General features: G+C 55.9%; 17 protein-coding genes and 1 pseudogene. 8 read left to right on the top strand and 10 right to left on the bottom strand.

What is annotated here, in order from left to right:
* A pseudogene (locus APH42_RS30600) lies at positions 1-122 on the top strand (hypothetical protein); the annotation flags it as partial.
* A 114-nt stretch (positions 123-236) separates the two neighbouring features.
* Complete coding sequence (locus tag APH42_RS25345; RefSeq protein WP_012274882.1) at positions 237-644, top strand: SMI1/KNR4 family protein; 408 nt, start codon at positions 237-239, stop codon at positions 642-644.
* A 133-nt stretch (positions 645-777) separates the two neighbouring features.
* On the opposite strand, the gene APH42_RS25340 is transcribed toward APH42_RS25345, so the two are convergent.
* Complete coding sequence (locus APH42_RS25340; RefSeq protein WP_012274883.1) at positions 778-2,538, bottom strand: cation:proton antiporter; 1,761 nt, start codon at positions 2,536-2,538, stop codon at positions 778-780.
* A 342-nt stretch (positions 2,539-2,880) separates the two neighbouring features.
* Between APH42_RS25340 and APH42_RS25335 the strand changes: the two genes are divergently transcribed.
* A complete protein-coding gene (locus APH42_RS25335) occupies positions 2,881-3,366 on the top strand; it encodes an acyl-CoA thioesterase (protein ID WP_012274884.1) in 486 nt (161 codons plus the stop codon).
* Here APH42_RS25335 and pdxY read toward each other — a convergent pair.
* Entirely contained in the window at positions 3,363-4,235 is an 873-nt protein-coding gene (gene pdxY / locus APH42_RS25330; RefSeq protein WP_060494501.1) for a pyridoxal kinase PdxY, read from the bottom strand. The two genes, APH42_RS25335 and pdxY, sit on opposite strands and share 4 nt — an antisense overlap.
* Before the next feature lie 120 nt (positions 4,236-4,355).
* On the opposite strand from pdxY, the gene APH42_RS25325 reads away from it, so the two are divergent.
* Entirely contained in the window at positions 4,356-4,748 is a 393-nt protein-coding gene (locus tag APH42_RS25325; RefSeq protein WP_060494500.1) for a DUF3301 domain-containing protein, read from the top strand.
* On the opposite strand, the gene APH42_RS25320 is transcribed toward APH42_RS25325, so the two are convergent.
* The 3 genes from APH42_RS25320 to zigA are packed head-to-tail and all read right to left on the bottom strand — an operon-like array spanning position 4,749 to position 7,589.
* The gene (locus tag APH42_RS25320; protein ID WP_060494499.1) at positions 4,749-5,720 is read right to left on the bottom strand and encodes a GTP-binding protein; all 972 of its coding nucleotides are present in this window, start codon (positions 5,718-5,720) and stop codon (positions 4,749-4,751) included.
* A gap of 40 nt (positions 5,721-5,760) precedes the next feature.
* Positions 5,761-6,387: a DUF1826 domain-containing protein gene (locus APH42_RS25315; RefSeq protein ID WP_060494498.1), complete on the bottom strand. Its 627-nt coding sequence runs from the start codon at positions 6,385-6,387 to the stop codon at positions 5,761-5,763.
* Positions 6,384-7,589 carry a zinc metallochaperone GTPase ZigA gene (gene zigA / locus APH42_RS25310; protein ID WP_060494497.1) on the bottom strand — a complete coding sequence of 402 codons (1,206 nt, stop codon included), beginning with the start codon at positions 7,587-7,589 and terminating at the stop codon, positions 6,384-6,386. The genes APH42_RS25315 and zigA overlap by 4 nt, the downstream gene beginning before the upstream one ends.
* 114 nt (positions 7,590-7,703) lie before the next feature.
* Between zigA and APH42_RS25305 the strand changes: the two genes are divergently transcribed.
* Both APH42_RS25305 and folE2 read left to right on the top strand, forming a co-directional pair.
* The gene (locus APH42_RS25305; protein WP_060494496.1) at positions 7,704-8,084 is read left to right on the top strand and encodes a hypothetical protein; all 381 of its coding nucleotides are present in this window, start codon (positions 7,704-7,706) and stop codon (positions 8,082-8,084) included.
* Positions 8,085-8,109: 25 nt separating this feature from the next.
* Entirely contained in the window at positions 8,110-9,015 is a 906-nt protein-coding gene (gene folE2 / locus APH42_RS25300; RefSeq protein ID WP_060494495.1) for a GTP cyclohydrolase FolE2, read from the top strand.
* Here folE2 and APH42_RS25295 read toward each other — a convergent pair.
* Positions 8,999-9,526 carry a DUF3617 domain-containing protein gene (locus tag APH42_RS25295; RefSeq protein ID WP_060494494.1) on the bottom strand — a complete coding sequence of 176 codons (528 nt, stop codon included), beginning with the start codon at positions 9,524-9,526 and terminating at the stop codon, positions 8,999-9,001. The genes folE2 and APH42_RS25295 overlap by 17 nt on opposite strands.
* Before the next feature lie 133 nt (positions 9,527-9,659).
* On the opposite strand from APH42_RS25295, the gene cls reads away from it, so the two are divergent.
* A complete protein-coding gene (gene cls, locus APH42_RS25290; protein WP_060494493.1) occupies positions 9,660-11,099 on the top strand; it encodes a cardiolipin synthase in 1,440 nt (479 codons plus the stop codon).
* Between the two features lie 64 nt (positions 11,100-11,163).
* Here the strand turns inward: cls and cfaB are convergent, their stop codons facing one another.
* Entirely contained in the window at positions 11,164-12,348 is a 1,185-nt protein-coding gene (gene cfaB, locus APH42_RS25285) for a C17 cyclopropane fatty acid synthase CfaB (RefSeq protein WP_060494492.1), read from the bottom strand.
* A 207-nt stretch (positions 12,349-12,555) separates the two neighbouring features.
* Between cfaB and lpdA the strand changes: the two genes are divergently transcribed.
* Positions 12,556-13,956 carry a dihydrolipoyl dehydrogenase gene (lpdA, locus tag APH42_RS25280; RefSeq protein WP_012274895.1) on the top strand — a complete coding sequence of 467 codons (1,401 nt, stop codon included), beginning with the start codon at positions 12,556-12,558 and terminating at the stop codon, positions 13,954-13,956.
* Positions 13,957-14,339: 383 nt separating this feature from the next.
* On the opposite strand, the gene APH42_RS25275 is transcribed toward lpdA, so the two are convergent.
* The 3 genes from APH42_RS25275 to APH42_RS29560 form a co-directional block, all read right to left on the bottom strand.
* On the bottom strand, positions 14,340-15,563 hold the full coding sequence (locus APH42_RS25275; protein ID WP_060494491.1) for an MFS transporter: 1,224 nt from the start codon (positions 15,561-15,563) through the stop codon (positions 14,340-14,342).
* 126 nt (positions 15,564-15,689) lie between these two features.
* Complete coding sequence (locus APH42_RS30230; protein ID WP_256217843.1) at positions 15,690-16,058, bottom strand: hypothetical protein; 369 nt, start codon at positions 16,056-16,058, stop codon at positions 15,690-15,692.
* Between the two features lie 534 nt (positions 16,059-16,592).
* Positions 16,593-17,564 carry a TauD/TfdA family dioxygenase gene (locus APH42_RS29560; RefSeq protein WP_177336876.1) on the bottom strand — a complete coding sequence of 324 codons (972 nt, stop codon included), beginning with the start codon at positions 17,562-17,564 and terminating at the stop codon, positions 16,593-16,595.
* Positions 17,565-18,070 lie beyond the last annotated feature (506 nt).

Here is an 18,070-nt window from a genome sequence, read left to right as displayed (position 1 = left end):
GTGGCGTGTCGAAGAACTCGCGCTTCGACCAGGGCGAAGTGTTCAGCGAAAGCTGGCACATGGTTCGCGCCCAGGGCGAGAACCAACCTTGGCTGGTTGCCGGTATCCGTCAAAACGGCTAACCGCTACGTGCTGCATGAAAAACCCCGGGCCTGTCCCGGGGTTTTTGCTTTTGCCAGACTGGCCTACTAGGGTATAACGCGCAGCGTTGTCATCTAGGTCAGAGGAAGTGAACCGTGGAAGAAGTGATCGAACAACTCCGTGAAGCCAATGAACCCGTACCGGTGCCCTTGGAGCTTCCCGACGAGGACCAGCTGGTGGAGATCGAAGAGCAGCTGTTCATCAATATTCCATTCGTATTCAAAGAGTTTCTGCTGACCGTAAGTGATGTTGTTTACGGCTCTCTTGAGCCTGTCACTTGTACCGACCCGCAGTCGCACACGTACCTGCCAGAAGTTGCCGCCACAGCTTGGGATGCCGGCGTGCCGCGTGAGCTGATCCCACTGTGTCAGGACGGCGACAACTACTACTGCGTCGAAGAAGATGGCACCGTGGTGCTGTGGGATGCCGATGAGGAACTGGTCGGCGAAGACAGCTGGGAATCGGTGTGGCACTGGGCGCGGGATGTTTGGCTGGAAAGCTGAAATATCCACAGGAATATTTATGGCTTAGTGCCATCAATGTAGTTAAAATCGCCAGGCTTTCTGCGCCTGGCGACATCGCTACCGCTCCATCCCCTCGGACGACGGTGAAATCTTGCGCAGGGAGCATTGCCCCTTAGTGCGAGTTCTCGCGACTATTCTCTAGCGTCTCCAACAAGGCGATCTGCATGCGCGTGTGCACGCGGATGAACCAGCGCCACAACAACGCCACCACCACGGCAGCGACTACAGCAATCACCAGCAACAACTCGCTGGTCGGCAGAATGCTCGCCGACAATGCCGACAGCAGCAGGAAGATCACCAGCAGCGACAACAGCGGGATAACTTCAGCAATCACACGGCGCACACGCTGGGTATGCCGCCCTGCCATTTCAGGCTTCACGCCCATCTCTGCCAGCAACATCGAAAGTGCCTTGAGCTTGCGGTAGGCGGCGATAAGGAATGGCAGCGACAGCAACAAGGCCGCCCCCCAGATCACAGCCTTCTGCTGGCTCGCATCGCTCACCCACTCACTGAGCCAGTTGCCGATTCGCCCTGCGAAGTAGCCACCACTGAAGAAAATGGCGATTACTAGCGCCAGGTTTACCCCCACCTGCAACAGGATGCGCCGAATCATCGCCGCCAGCATGGCGCTCTCGCCCTGCGGCTGGATGTTGCGCAACCACTCGCCATACAACGACAGCACCCGCGCCAGGCGGCCGGGCACTATATTGCCCAGCTTTTGCGACAACGGGTCGGCCGCGCGGATCAGGTACGGCGTCAGCAACGTGGTGATTGCCGATACCGCGACGGCCACCGGGTAAAGGAAATCGCTGGTTACCTGCAGGGTCATGCCCAGCGCGGCGATGATGAAAGAGAATTCGCCAATCTGCGATAGCCCCATGCCCACGCGCAACGACGTGCGCCCATCATTGCCGGCGATGAACGCCCCCATGCCACAAGACAGCATCTTGCCCAGCACCACCGCCAAGGTGATGACCACGATCGGCCAGGCGTAGTCTATGAGCACCTGGGGGTCGATCATCAGGCCGATGGCGACGAAGAATATGGCGCTGAAGAGGTCGCGTACCGGTTCGATCAGGCTTTCTATTTTCAGCAACTGGCGCGATTCAGCCATGATCGCACCAATCAGGAAGGCGCCAAGCACCATGCTGTACTCCAGCTTCACCACCAGCAGGCAGAAGCCGAAACACAGGCCCAGTACGGTAATCAGCAACATCTCGTTGCTTTCGAACTTGGCCACATAGGCCAGCAGCCGCGGCACCAACAAGATGCCGATGACCAGGGCGACGATCATGAACAGTGACAGCTTGCCGACGGTGGAGAACACCTCACCCGAGCTGACCGTGCCACTGACCGCGATGCCCGACAGCAGGGCAATGATGCCGATGCCAAGGATGTCCTCGACAATCAGCACGCCGAAGATCAGCTGGGCAAAGCGCTCGTTCTTCATCTTCAGGTCGTTGAGCGCCTTGACGATGATGGTGGTCGAGGATATGGCCAGGATGGCGCCAAGGAACAGCGAGTCCATGGTATTCCAGCCGAACCAGCGACCGATCTCGAAGCCGATCCAGATCATCAGCACGATTTCCAGGAACGCTGCGATGAACGCTGTGGCACCCACCTTGAACAGCTTGCGCAGGCTGAACTCGAGCCCCAGGCAGAACATCAGGAAGATCACCCCCAGCTCAGCGAGGGTCTTGATGGTGTCTTCATCATGGATAAGGCCAAACGGCGGGGTGTGCGGGCCAATGATGAAGCCCGCGACAATGTACCCAAGCACCACCGGCTGCTTGAGGCGATGGAAGAGAATGGTGACCACGCCAGCGACCAGCATGATGACCGCCAGGTCCTGGATGAAGCTGATGGCATGCATGGCGTGATACTCCTTTTCTCGTCTTTTTCTGGATGCCTGGGCAGACCGCTCCTCTGCCAAGGCAAACCTGAGGGAGCAGCAAGTACATACTGTATTGAATGCAGGAACGCCCATGTTGCATGGGCGTACTCAGGTTAACATCGCACCCCGCCGCAAAAAGCCGGTGCAATATGCAGAAACAGATCGGCTGGAAAAGCGCCGCTGATGGCATGATCAGCGTGACGACAGCGCGTCAGCCAACGTCCCGTATCAGCAAGGCAAATTCATAAGAGGGGAACAGCAGTGTCAGCAGATAACGCCCTCCATTCGCCCGATTCAGCGCAACCTCACCGTGAGCACACTATGGAACCTGGAAACGCCCAGCTGAGCATGACCGTCCTGATGACCCCGGACATGGCCAACTTTTCTGGCAACGTACATGGCGGCACCCTGCTCAAGTACCTCGACGAAGTGGCCTACGCCTGCGCCAGCCGCTATGCCGGTAGCTATGTGGTGACCCTGTCGGTCGACCAGGTGATCTTCCGCGAACCCGTACACGTAGGTGAACTGGTGACCTTCCTCGCGTCGGTCAACTACACCGGCAACACCTCGATGGAGGTCGGCATCAAAGTGGTGACCGAGAACATCCGCGAGCGCTCGGTGCGCCACTCCAACAGTTGCTTCTTCACCATGGTTGCAGTCGACGACAATCGCCGCCCGGTGCCGGTGCCACCGCGCCAGCCGCATAGCAGCGAAGAAAAGCGTCGCTTCCTGCAAGGCCATCAGCGGCGCCAGATCCGCCAGGAGCTGGAGAAGCGCTACCAGGACCTGAAAACCGACGCGATCTAAAGCGCCAGCAACTGCGCCTCGAAGCGTACCCGTGGGTGCGCAATGCGGTCCTGAGCCCGCACCAGCTGCAATTCGTAGCTGGCGCAGGCCTGGGTTTCCAGCAGCACTTCATGCACCGCTGCAGCCGTGAACTCGAATGCCTGCACCCAGCTGTCGCCCAGCATTACACGGGCCAGGAACAAACCGGAGGTGAGGTCACCCACCCCCACCGGCTGGCGTGGAAACGCCAGCAGCGGGCGGCGTAGGTGCCAGCTGTGTTCGGCAGTCACCAGCAGCATTTCGAACTGGTCCTCGGCGCGCCCAGGGTAGGCCAGGTGCTTGACCACCACCACCTGCGGCCCACGCTTCAGCAAGCTGCGCGCCATGTTCACGCAATCTTCCAGTGACTGCGCGCGGCGCCCACAAAAGCTGTCCAGCTCCAGTTGGTTGGGGCACAGGATGTCCGCCCTGACCGCCGCCTCCTCGAGCAGAAACGCACTGACTTCGGGCGGGACGATGCAGCCCTTCTCCGGGTGCCCCATGACCGGGTCGCACAGGTACAAAGCCTTTGGGTTCACCGCCTTGATCCGCTCGACGCCAGCCAGGATCGCTCGCCCCTGTTCGGCACTGCCCAGGTAGCCGGAAAGCACCGCATCGCAGTGGCCCAGCTCGCCGATGTTGGAAATACCTTCCACCAACGCAGGAATTTGCGCCGGGGCAAGCACTTCACCCGCCCACTGGCCATACTGTGTGTGATTGGAGAACTGCACGGTATTGAGCGGCCAGACATTGACCCCGATACGCTGCATGGGGAACACCGCGGCGCTGTTGCCGGCGTGGCCGAACACCACATGAGACTGAATGGCGAGCAGGTGCGGGGTACGTTTCATGCGGGTGGTTTCCAAAGCTGTTTCAAGGATTGTACGCAGCGCAGTATGAACGCGATTGCCACCTGTACGACAGGCCAGGGACGCAGTTAAGCTGGATACACCTGTTTGGAGCATATGCAAATGTTGACCCTGGAGAACCTCTTCGTCCTGATGCTGGTAGCCACGGCAGGCGCCTGGTTGTGGCACAACCATGGATTGCGCGAGAAAGCCCTGGAGCGGGTCAAACAGCATTGCGCCAAGCTCGACCTCGAATTGCTCGACGACGCCGTCGCGCTCAAGCGCATCGCCTTTGTCCGGGATTCCAATGGCCGTAAACGCCTGGCACGCATCTATGCCTTCGAGTTCACCGTCACGGGCGAGCAGCGCCACCCCGGTACCGTGACCCAGTTCGGCGCCCACAGCGTGCAGATCGAGCTGGCACCCTACCCGTTCGAAATCAAGACCCCACCGCGCGCCGACAATGTCATCGAAATGCAGCAGTGGCGCCAGGAGCACAACCGCTGGCGCAACTGATCAGCTGACTTGGCATTCGCTCAACCCGGCATGCAGTGCGGGTTGCGATTGCGGCTGATCGAAAATCAGCTCGATACGCGTATCCCTGCGCCATTCGCTGGGCTGCCAGGCGGGCATGCCTCCATTGAGCCCATTGAATGATTGCCAGCCTTCCACACTGTGGATAACTCCCTTGGCGCGTCGCCATGGCCAGGCGCGCAAGAACGCCTGTAACCGCTGTGGATAAAACTGTTGGCCAGGGTGCCAACGCCAGCCAATACTCCAACCTCCTTCCCCCTGTTGGCTAAGGCAGATGGGCTGCCTGGGGTCTGTCCAGAGTAATGCTGGGGCACTTTCAAGATTGTCGACAATCTTGTTATCTAGGAATGGGCTGTCAACAATCTGGGAAGATGCCTGCGGAAGGCCCGACAGAGGCAGCCAACCTTGCACTGTCCATATGATTTTCTTGTTTATAAATTTATTAGTTATCAACAACTTATCTGATTCATCCACAAGCTCTGACTTGTTGAAAACCACGTTCTCACAGCCATCGAAAGCCTGCTGTTGAGCCTCCGTGAGGGGCTCGTTTCTAGCCATGGCCAGGGCATCCACAACCATCAGAAGTGGTTGAATTGTCAGCACTCCAGCCCAGGGGGCTTGCTGTAGCTGAGCCAGCAGCTGTAATGGGTGGCCCAAGCCGGAAGGCTCGATAAACAACCTGTCGGGCCGGGATTTACGCAGCAAGCGCCCCAGGCCCACCTGAAATGGCATGCCGTTGACGCAGCACAGGCAGCCGCCTGCCACCTCGCCGATGGCTATGCCGTCTTCGTCACGGCTGAGCAAGGCCGCATCCAGGCCTACCAGGCCAAATTCGTTGATCAGTACAGCCCAGCGTTCATTGGCTGGGCGCTGGGCCAGCAGATGACGGATCAGGGTGGTTTTGCCAGCGCCCAGCGGGCCGGCAATTACATGGGTGGGAATGTTCTGCAGCATGGGGCGACTTCAGGCGGTGGTGATGCCTCACTATGCGCCGTCAGGCCAGCCAGTCAAGGCTGAGCAGTAGCCGCCCCTGTTGCCCTGAAGGGGACCGATGCACCAGGCCTGCGCCCTCGTTGCCCTGCCATTTCTCGCCTTTCAGTATCCCTACCTCGCCGGGCTGCAGGCGCTTTATGTTATCCACAGGAAGATCAGCTGTGTGTAACTCTCCACGCCGGCTATCCTGCTCTTGCAACCATTCACTACCCGGACCCGCATAGGTAGTGAGCAGGCGTAATGGCACGTTATCCACATGGAAGCGCGGGCACATAGGACCGTCCAGTACCCGCAGACGTAAACCGACCCGACGTGCGCCAACCAGGCAGGTGTACGCCGCCACCAACCACGTCACATCGGCAACGAAGGCCTCATAGCCAAGTAAATCCGACGCTTCACGCAGCAGTTCGGGCAGTACTGGCATCTGCTGCTCGTCCACATCGATTACCCGCTGATCAGCCAGGGGCTGACCAAGGCTTATGGCCAATTCAGCAAAGTCCTCCAACTGTGCCGGCAGGCGCCGGCGCCAAACGGCCAGGTTCACGCCGTCCTGCAGCACTTCAGCCAGAACTTGCGGGCTATCGCCGTGCACCTGAAAGATATCCACAGCCCGAGTTGCCGCGTTCATGCCGCCTCCTCGTGCCATGGGCCAAACGGATCGGGCAGGCGTAACCAACCCATGTGGCCCAAGTCCATTTCCTGATCCGTCAACAGGCAGCCATCAAGGGCTGTGGATAATTTTCCGAAGTCGATATTCTGCCCGATGAACACCAACTCCTGGCGGCAATCACCGGTCTCAGCAGTCCAGTGTTTCAAGATCGCGCTGGTGTTATCCACATCCTGCGGCCACTGATCGCGCGGTACGAAGCGCCACCACCGGCCAGCCAGGCCATGGCGCATCATGCCGCCCGCTTGCGACCAGCTACCGGCTTCCTGATATTTGCTGGCCAACCAGAAAAAACCCTTGGAACGCAGTAACCGCCCGTTAGTCCAGTGAGTGTGGATAAAGTCGAAAAAGCGCTGTGGATGAAGCGGACGTCGTGCCTGCCAGGTCATGGCCGCGATACCGTACTCTTCGGTTTCGGGCACATGCTCACCGCGCAACTCCTGCAACCAACCCGGTGCCTGGGCTGCCTGATCGAAGTCGAACAGGCCAGTGTCCAGAATACGCGTCAGCGGCACCTGCCCCATGACCATGGGTACGATCTGAGCCCGGGCATTGAGGCTGCGCAGAATGGCGGTGAGTTCTTCGCGCTCATGTTGGCTGATAAGGTCGATCTTGCTCAGCAGCAGCACATCGGCGAATTCGACCTGCTCGATCAGCAGATCGCTGATTGACCGCTCGTCTTCTTCGCCCAAGGTTTCGCCACGGCTGGCCAGGCTGTCTGCCGCCTGATAGTCGCGCAGGAAGTTCAGGCCATCGACCACGGTGACCATGGTGTCCAGGCGCGCCATATCGGACAGACTGCGGCCCTGTTCGTCGCGGAAAGTGAAGGTTTCGGCCACCGGTAATGGTTCGGAGATACCGGTGGACTCGATCAGCAAATAATCAAAACGCCCTTCTTCGGCCAGCCGCGCCACCTCTTCAAGCAGGTCTTCACGCAAGGTGCAGCAGATGCAGCCGTTGCTCATCTCGACCAGCTTCTCTTCAGCGCGGTTGAGGCTGACATTGCGCTGCACCTCACTGGCGTCGATGTTGATTTCACTCATGTCATTGACGATGACCGCGACCCGCAGGTTGTCGCGGTTGCGCAGCACATGGTTGAGCAGTGTGCTCTTGCCGGCGCCCAGGAAGCCGGACAGCACGGTGACGGGGAGACGATTGGGCATGGCGAACCTCTTCAGGCAGACGCATTCGAAACGATGCATTGCACAATGTTATAAAGTAACAATACAATTTCGCCAAGCCGTTCTCGACGGACGAGTGCTCACCGGGGATGAAAAATGAATCTGCCAAGCGTCTTGGCGTTGCTGATGCTGGTCATGCCGACTTCACTGCTGGCTATGCCAAAAGGCAGTGCATTGGCGCTTTGTACGCGAAGCGCCACGCTGCTCGCCTGCCAGGACGGCAAAGGCAGTTACTACAGCGTGCGCACCGAAGGCAGCACGTTCTACCTGCGCGGCTACGACTTCGACAGCCGGCGCCTGTGGGCACAAACCAACAGCCGCTACGGCACATTGACCTTTTTTACCGGCCTGGCCAGCGATGGAGAGGCCTGGGTGGGTTACAGCCGCCGCGTTGGCTGGACCACTTTGAACCGCGTATCCAGCTCCAGCGGGCAGCGCTTCAATCTGCATTGCAGTTTGATTGGCGGTTGCCGTTGATGCCTTTACTTGCTTGGAAAGCCAAATGACTCAGCTCAAGCTCCCCGATATCGCCGCACAAACTCAAGCGTATGCCGTGCCATTGAATTGGGTTGGCATGTGCGGAATCGCCCTGCCAGTGCAATTCGAAGGGCGCACCGCGGCTGCCAAAGTCGACGCAGGAGTTAGCCTGGTAGACGGCAGTTCACGCGGCATACACATGTCGCGGCTTTACCTTGCGCTGGGGTCATTGGAACACCAGCCTCTCACACCACTCGCCATCCGGCAGCTTCTGGAGGATTTCCTCAGCAGCCACGCAAGCCTTTCTTCCGCAGCCTACTTGCGCTTCAGCTTCGAGCATCTGCTGAACAGGCCCGCTTTGATCAGCCCATTGTCGGGCTGGAAAAGCTACGCCGTAACGGTAGATACCAGGATCGAAAATGAAGTGTTCCACGTGGAACTATCCGTTTCTGTCCCTTACTCCTCGACTTGCCCATGCTCGGCTGCACTCGCGCGGCAGCTGATTCAGCAGCAGTTTCAGACACACTTCAGCGGGCAGCAGATTGAAAAGGCTGCGGTACTACAATGGCTTGGCAGTGCTGAAGGGATTGTTGCTACGCCTCATAGCCAACGCAGTACCGCGCAGATTCAGGTACGGCTAAGCAGCAATCAGCAGGTGTTGCCCATCACCGAGTTGATCGACCGCATAGAGGCCAGCCTGGGGACGGCGGTACAGACCGCCGTAAAGCGCGCAGACGAGCAAGCCTTCGCCTTGGCCAACGGGCAAAACTTGATGTTCTGTGAAGACGCCGCACGCCGCCTGCATCAGGCTCTACGGCAAATTGAATGGAGCAAGGCCTTCAAGCTGCGCGTGGAACATGCAGAGAGCCTGCATGCCCACGACGCTGTAGCAACCAGCCAGTGGCAATGGGATGTCAGCTGCGCGGTTTGACCGTGCCGCAGTCATTGCCCAGCCACACCGCACGGGTGTTCATGCTGCCTTGCTGCTGCACACCCGAGGCGTTGAATGTGCCGCTCACCTGGGTAGTGAATTCCCGATCACTGAGGAATGTAGCCTGGCCACTCCCCTGGGCCTTCGGGCAGCTGAACTGAAACTTCCACACATTACCGGTGCGGTCAGTGATCTTCTGCGTGCAACCTGACTTCGGGTCCTGCAGCGGGATGTCGTTGGTTGCCACCTGTTCTGGCGTCAGGCACGAACGTACACCCTTACCGCCTACGCTTACTCCCTGTTTGGCCAACACCCCTTCCATCATTGCGCGCTGCTCTGGCGGCAGGTTTTTTAACTGGCCGAGCATGAATTCCATGTCGGGTAGCGGCTTGCCATCGACCTGCATGTTGCTGGTGGTCAGCTCCCACAAACCGGGTTGCAGCATCTGGGCATGCACCAGCGAGCTGCTCATTGCTAGGGCCAACGCCAACAGTGGCAGACGAATCTTCATGGACGAACGCTCCTGGAAAAAAGCCGGCCAAGCGGGCCGGGCTGAGCCTTAGACGCCAAATCCACCTTCGGGTTGCAAGGCGGACCGGGAACGTGTTCTGTTACCTCTAGTGTACTCGGCAAGCAGGATGCATATGGATTACCACAGCCCCTACTTCTTTGGTTACCTACTCGGCCTGATACATCTGCTGGGTATCGTAGCCGCACTGCACGCGGTGTTCACCGTGCGGACTGCCCAAGGCGCGATTGCCTGGGCCATGCCCTTGTTCTTCATCCCCTACCTCACCTTGATTCCCTATCTGGTCTTCGGTGCCCGATCGTTCTATGCCTACATCAAGGCGCGGCGCCAGGCCAACCAGGAAATGCACGTGGCCATGGCCAACCTCAACTGGCGGCCCTGGGTTGAGGAAGCCCTTACTGCCCGTGAGTCGGAAAGCTACGCAGCCTTGCGCGCCATGCCCAAGCTGGGTCGCATGCCATGCCTGGCAAACAACCAGGTGAAACTGCTGATCAATGGCCAGGCCACATTTGATGCCATTTTCGCTGCCATCGAGAAAGCCCGCGATGTGGTGCTGGTGCAGTTCTTCATCATTCATGACGACACCCTTGGCAAAGCGCTGCAGCAACTGTTGTTACGCAAGGCCGCCGAAGGGGTGCAGGTGTTCGTGCTCTACGACCGTGTCGGCAGCCACGCCTTGCCGGCCAGTTACAGCCAGGTGCTGCGTGACGGTGGTGTGCAGATCCATGCCTTCGCCACCCGCCGCGGCTGGTTCAATCGTTTCCAGGTCAACTTCCGCAACCATCGCAAGATCGTGGTGGTGGATGGCCTGGTCGGTTTCATCGGCGGGCACAACGTGGGTGACGAGTACCTGGGTAAGCACCCGCAGCTTTCACCCTGGCGCGACACCCATGTGCAGATTAGCGGGCCGGTGCTGGCCTGCCTGCAAGAGTCGTTCGCCGAAGACTGGTACTGGGCCACGCGCCAGCTACCGCCACTGATCCTGCCAGATGCCTACCCGGACAACGGTGTCCTGTGCCAGGCCTTGGCCAGCGGCCCGGCAGACCCACAGGAAACCTGCTCGCTGTTCTTCCTTGAAGCAATTCACTCCGCCACCCGCAGAGTGTGGATCACCAGCCCTTACTTCATTCCTGACGAGGCCGTGTTCGCCGCCTTGCGCCTGGCGGTGTTGCGAGGGGTCGATGTGCGCGTGCTGATTCCATCACGGCCGGACCACCGCATTGTCTATGCCGCCTCCAGCCTGTTCGCCTTTGAAGCGGTACGCGCAGGGGTGCGCGTGTTCCGTTACCAGCCAGGGTTCCTGCATCAGAAGGTGGTGTTGGTGGATGACGACGTCAGTGCGATTGGCAGTGCCAACCTGGACAACCGCTCGTTCCGCCTGAACTTCGAAATTACCCTGCTGACAGTCGACCGCAGCTTCGCCGACCAGGTCGAGCACATGCTGAACGATGACTTTGAACAGGCACGGGAGATTACTGCAGAGGACAGCCGCGATACGCATCGACTGCAACAACTGGGGATGCGCATTGCGCGGCTGATTTCACCGATTCTCTAAAAGCGTGTTTTTACTTAAGTCCCAGTGGAAGCGCACTCGCTCACTTCCACTGGGACTTGAGTAATCAGCGATACAGGTCCTCACGCGTCCAGGGCAGGTTATGGTGCCCATCGGCGTATGGCTTCACCGCCAAGATTTGGTGCAGGTTGATCCAACCCTTCTGGAAGGCATAGGCACACCCGGCCAGGTACAACCGCCAAATACGCAGTGTCTTCTCGGGCACCAGCGCCGCCGCCTTGTGCAACTGGTTTTCCAGGTTCTCGCTCCAGTGGTGCAGGGTCTTGGCGTAGTGAAGGCGCAGGCTTTCCACATCCACCACTTCCAACCCCGCTTCACAAATACTGGCGCTGATCATCGACAGGTGCGGCAACTCGCCGTGGGGGAACACATAGCGGTCGATGAACTCACCAGCACCTCGCCCCACCGGTCGGCCATCGACATGCTTGGCAGTGATGCCATGGTTCATCACCAGCCCACCTTCCCTCACCGCGCCGAACAGCTTCTGGCAATACAGCGCGAGGTTGGCATGCCCGACATGTTCGAACATACCCACGCTGACAACCTTGTCGAAGCGACCATCCTGGGGCAAGTCACGGTAGTCGAGAATCTGCAAGTCAACCTTGTCAACCAAGCCCTCGGCCTTGACGCGCTGACGACCAAGCTTGAGCTGCTCCTTGCTCAAAGTAATGCCGAACACCTTGGCGCCGTACTCGCGGGCAGCAAAACGCGCCAGCCCTCCCCAGCCGCAGCCAACGTCGAGCAGGTAGTCCCCGGCTTCCAAACGCAACTTGCGGCACAAGTGGTCGAACTTGTCCTGCTGCGCCTGATCAAGTGTGTTGTCGGGCTCACGGAAGTAGGCGCATGAATAGGCCATGTCCTGATCCAGCCACAGCTGGTAGAACGCGTTGGAGACGTCATAGTGATAAGAGATGGCTTCGGCGTCAGTGCTCTTGTCATGAGCAAGCCTCTGCGGCAGCACTTCTTCCTCACCGGCCAGCAATGCTTCGCTCAGCTCATCACACACGCGGATGGCCTCGCCAATATCGCCCTCCAGCTCCAGCTTGCCTTCAACAAATGCGGTGCCTAGCTGATCCATGCTTGGATGGGTCAACTGGCTGATGAGCTGTGGTTCCTTGACAAGGATGGTGACCTGCGGGCTAGGCCCCAGATCGAACTGGTTGCCGTCCCACAGTTTCAGCCGCAGCGGCAGATGCAGGCTCTGCAATGCCGGTGGAAGTTGAGCAAGCATGAACAACCCTCCTATCCCTAATTGACTACGACGCCTGATATTTCGAACGTCGCCGCAACAGAGTAGTTCATTGGTGGGATGTTTCCTCTAAACAAGACCATGGTCTAGAACCAACTGTTCTTATCCATGCAGTGGATTGTATACAATCTTTCCTTCTCAGCTTAACCTTATGCCCCTCTCGCGCTTCTACATCCTGGAGTTGAACCCATGAAATCTTATGACGTGGTGATCATCGGCGGTGGCCCTGGCGGCTACAACGCCGCCATCCGCGCTGGCCAGCTGGGCCTTAGCGTCGCCTGCGTGGAAGGCCGCTCGACCTTGGGCGGCACCTGCCTGAACGTTGGTTGCATGCCTTCCAAGGCACTGCTGCATGCTTCCGAGCTTTACGAAGCCGCCAGCGGTGACGAATTCGCCCACCTCGGTATCGAAGTCAAGCCCACCCTCAACCTCGCCCAGATGATGAAACAAAAGGATGAGAGCGTGACCGGCCTGACAAAGGGCATCGAGTACCTGTTCCGCAAGAACAAAGTCGACTGGATCAAAGGCTGGGGGCGCCTGGATGGCGTGGGCAAGGTCGTGGTCAAGGCCGAAGACGGCAGCGAAACTGCGCTGCAGGCCAAGGACATCGTCATCGCCACCGGCTCCGAGCCAACCCCCCTGCCAGGCGTGACTATCGACAACCAGCGCATCATCGACTCGACCGGTGCGCTGTCGCTGCCGCAAGTGCCCAAGCACCTGGTCGTCATCGGTGCCGGCGTAATCGGCCTTGAGCTGGGTTCGGTCTGGCGCCGGCTGGGTAGCCAGGTCACCGTCATCGAATACCTCGACCGCATCTGCCCAGGCACCGACACGGAAACCGCCAAGACCCTGCAGAAGGCACTGGCCAAGCAAGGCATGGTGTTCAAGCTGGGCAGTAAAGTGACCCAGGCTACTGCAAGTGCCGATGGCGTGAGCCTGACGCTGGAGCCTGCCGCTGGCGGCACCGCAGAATCGCTGCAGGCCGATTACGTGCTGGTGGCTATCGGCCGCCGCCCTTATACCAAAGGGCTGAACCTTGAAAGCGTGGGCCTGGAAACCGACAAGCGTGGCATGCTCGGTAACGAGCACCACCGCACTTCAGTGCCAGGTGTGTGGGTGATTGGCGACGTCACGTCCGGCCCGATGCTGGCGCACAAGGCCGAAGACGAAGCGGTAGCCTGCATCGAGCGCATCGCCGGCAAGCCCCACGAGGTCAACTACAACCTCATCCCTGGCGTAATCTACACCCGCCCGGAGCTGGCCACCGTGGGCAAGACCGAGGAGCAGCTCAAAGCAGAAGGACGCGCCTACAAGGTCGGCAAGTTCCCCTTCACCGCCAACAGCCGGGCCAAGATCAACCACGAGACCGAAGGCTTCGCCAAGGTCATCGCCGATGCCCAAACCGATGAAGTACTGGGCGTACACCTGGTAGGGCCAAGCGTCAGTGAAATGATTGGTGAGTTCTGCGTGGCCATGGAGTTCTCGGCCTCGGCAGAAGACATCGCCCTCACCTGCCACCCGCACCCGACGCGCTCCGAGGCCCTGCGCCAGGCAGCGATGAATGTGGACGGCATGGCGATGCAGATCTGACCGCAGCTGTTCGCAGCAGTGGCCATTCAAGATCAGGATGCAAGCGGCCAGGTTAACGTAGCCATTGATTGTGAATGACGATCCTGATCGTATGCCTGGGTGCGCTGTTTCCTCGAAAAGGTCGCGGAAAGCTATGCAGCTATGGTCTAGCTGGCCTGCTCTATTCGGTGTTTGCGACATCTCTTTTCGTACAGAGCCTAGCCCCTGTCTGAAAAGCCTTGATTCTCGGTGATGCTCCTTTGAAAACCGCCCAGGAATGCTCATTTACTCCAGTAAACTGCGCTTCCTCGGCGGTTTCGCCTTGCCTGACCATCTTCTCAGACTCTTCAAAAAGAGCCTAGAACCCTCATTACTCACAAAAATCTGCTTTGTTTTTTTTCGCCTCAATTGCACATTCTCTTGTCTAATTTCCCCTGTTTTCTGTTGAAAGTAGTAAATAGCACAATGACAGATACTATTGCTAAAGTTCCCCAACCATAAGCATAGGTACCAAGGCTATCCCGTGATAAGCCAATAATCGGGGGAATCAATACAACGGAGAGCTGATTAGCTGTCATGGCCATTCCCAGCGCAAAACCCTTGCGATCAGCAGGAGCAGTTTCTGCAATGTAAGCTACCCATGGACCGTACCATCCGTATGCAAAAAAACCAGTGAACGCCATAAAAACACTTAGCATTAACAAATTTTTTGTATTCAAAAAGGGTAACAGCATCAATATGGCCGCTACCGCACCGAGACAAGTCATCACGGGGTAGTACCTTCCTGACTCACAATTATCACTCCAAGCCGCTAGGACAACCCTTCCGACTATGCCTGCCCCTAGCACCACGAAGAACATCATCGTCGCAGTAGATCTATCAAGCCCAACTGAGGTATAAAGATACAAAACTAAGAAGACTGAAATGGCATACTGTGAGGCAGTGAGACTAGCACCGGACACCATGATTTTTCTCATGGCAGGTTCGGTTACCATAGACAGTCGGGACACAGCCGCCAATTTTAGATTGATTTTTTTTCTTTCGATGCCCTGACTTATCTCAGGTTTTTTATACAGCAAAACAAATAAGATGGCACCAAACAACGCTACAAGTCCGCCCACCAAAAAAGCTGTTTGAACAGAGTATTGGCTGGCAAAAAATGGAAGTAGTAACGCGGCCATGGCGCCGCCCAGGGGTAATCCAGCTTGTCGAATACCCATTGCAAAACCTAGCTGACTACCTTGAAACCAATTAGATACAGACTTGCTTCCTCCGGGCTGAGCCGTGCTGTATCCAAAACCTAATAGTACTAGGATCATAAGCAATTCAGTGTAAGAATTTGCCAGCGCAGCGCAGCACAATGAAACGCCAACGATTACTGTTCCTACACCAACAACAAATCGCTCACTGTACCTATCCAATAGCTCGCCAGCAATCAATAGACCAAAAAGCGGAATCAACTGTGCTGCCGAAACCAATGTGCCGATCTGCCAATTACTGAGGCCCATCTCGGACTGAACATTTAACGCGATAGCCCCAAAGCCTTGAACGAAAAAACAAGCGCTAGCTTGTGCAAAAGTAGCCACAGCTAAAATTACCCAACGATAATTCTTATTTGGAAAATTCATGCGTCAAATCCCCCACTTCTAAAAACCTGACACTAAGACGTTGCGTTGACATTTGAAGTTCTCTGCCTGCACCAATGAAATTTCCAGTTTCTAACAACGTATGTTAGTTGACTGACCAACCAACGATCAAAAATTAGCGGTCAAGGTTTTGATGTCTGTGCAGAAGCCATTTTTCGAAAACACCTTGCGACAGCCAATAATATCTTGCTTACTTGTAAAGATAACAGCTTTTAAAGGCTGGCTAATGGAAGCGTGCTTTTTTTTCACTGTAGATGCGACCCGCAGAGCAACTTTTTTTGCAGGGTCGAGCCAATTCTGAACGGATGGGAATATCCCTTCCAAGTCTTTAATTACATGAGGGAAGTGAGTGCAACCAAGGATAACTGTGTCAATTGAAAATCGCTGTTTTGTAGTGAGATGGTCATCCACAAGCTTAGTGAAACTAGCAAAACTTGCTACCTGCCCTGCCAATCGGGCTTCAGACAGTGCTACCAACGGCTGCGCCGCTATTGGCCATATATTGGCCCGATTTCTTGTTATGGCCATCGCGCGGCGAATATACCTACTCTTAACCGTGCCGGGAGTGGCAAGTAATACGATATTTTTTTGGTCGGAAATTTCAACAGCTTCCTCTAGGGGGGGGCGTTATTAAGAAACAGTGCTGAACACATGAGTCTAGACCATAGTCCTTCATAGCGACGGAAGCGGTATTACACGCTACAACGATAGCTAACGGCCTAATTTGTGTATAGAGCTGATCAATTAAATGCTGTACCCTTTGAGAAATTTCAGCCCCGGACTTGCTACCGTACGGGAACCATTCATTATCTACCACATAGAGTATACTTGCCTCAGGAAGTAGAAGTTCCAGTTGCCGGGACAGTGTTAGCCCCCCTACGCCAGAATCCAATACTACAATTGGCCGCTTCGCACTCAACCATTGACTGCTATATAGTTTATTTTCGTCATCCAGCCAAAAGCTGAAGGCAATCGCCAGTGAACTATTGAGGATATGCATCGGCCTTCACCCTATGCATTGATAGCGCGAGTATCTACCGAGTCCCGCATTTCTCGGGACTTCCTCAGGCTTGATGCGAATACAACCTGAGATAGCCAACGGGCGCCACCACCGTAATTAGCATTGAACGAATCACGTGCATGTACACACCGGTAGTTATCGATGAAGACACAATCCGCTTGCTCAAGTATGAGTGTCACGCGATTTTCTGAAAAGTGATTTAAGAGTTTTTCCAACGCTTGACGTTCGATGCCTTCATATTCCCCGACATCCAAAGTGGCTGCATTAATTTTTACATAGGGTGCGTCTCTATGGCCAAATAGAATTGTCTGGGCGTTTTCTTCGACCACGTCAGATGTGTTGTGTATTGGGTTGTGAGAAATTCTAAACCTCGACTCAAATAGCACATTCATTTCTTCCTCGCTAAGCTTGATGCCATCAATGCTCGAAAGAACTGTCGCTGCACGTTCATCATTACGCATGCACACGAGCCCTAAGTACTCTGGTCGAGCAGGGTGAAATGCATCTTCTACATGGAATCCAAAATCGAGAACAGACCCAGAACTTGAATTGGCAATGCATCCATACCCTTCAAACGGTATAATATTATTATACAGGCTACCCCCGCGCTGCGAAGTGAATCCGATACCTTCGCCCAGTAATGACCCGTATAGGCCATGCAAGATTTTTGCGTCACTCAAACAATAGTCTTCTTCTAATTCAATATACCCTTTTGGCGTTGCCCCTGCACCATGTCGAAGAACGGGATTTCCGGAAACTAGAAGAGCCGCAAATTCTTCTTTTCGTTTGAAGTCGTAGAATACTTTACGAATGCTTCGTGGCAATTCTTGGGCATACAGAACTGCTTTTTCCATAAAGCTGTACTGATTTGTCATTCCGGGCTCTTTAATAACCTCATCCAACAAACCCCGAACTTGCAGTTTTTCATAATGGGTAAGAACAAGCTTCTTTACTTCAGTCACCACAATATGTTACCCCTTCGTATCTGTGATCAAACCTGTCGAAACCTATCTTAGGCACTGGTCGAAATTTAAGACTCTACGTCCTTCGATTGACCGTAGACTTGGAAATTGGCAACCTTTTCTGTCTTATATTTAATGTCGAAAAATATCCAATCACGGTTGTTGTGATGTAAGAATTACGATAAGGAAATTTGCTGGGCATGGTCAATATTCAAAGACGTAGGGTATTTCTTATTCTTTTGTGCGAAAAATAAAATCGCGGATTTTGAAAGCATTGAAAGCTATAATTTTGCGGAACAAAAAAATGCACCACATCGAAAGATGCGGTGCATTTAAATGAGAATAGGGGCAAGTAGCTTGGTCCAGAACGTACACGTTGAAACGTATGACGCTGCGAACTCTACAAAATGCTTCAGCGGGGTAGTAATTGGGTTTCCGGAATTTCGTACAAAACCTAGAATATCTTCAAAACTCTCGCAGACCTCAGAATATCTAAGTCAGAGTCG

Origin of the sequence: Pseudomonas sp. NBRC 111140, from assembly GCF_001320885.1 — a bacterium.
Lineage (GTDB): Bacteria > Pseudomonadota > Gammaproteobacteria > Pseudomonadales > Pseudomonadaceae > Aquipseudomonas > Aquipseudomonas putida_P.
This window is presented reverse-complemented; position numbering and strand designations above follow the sequence as displayed.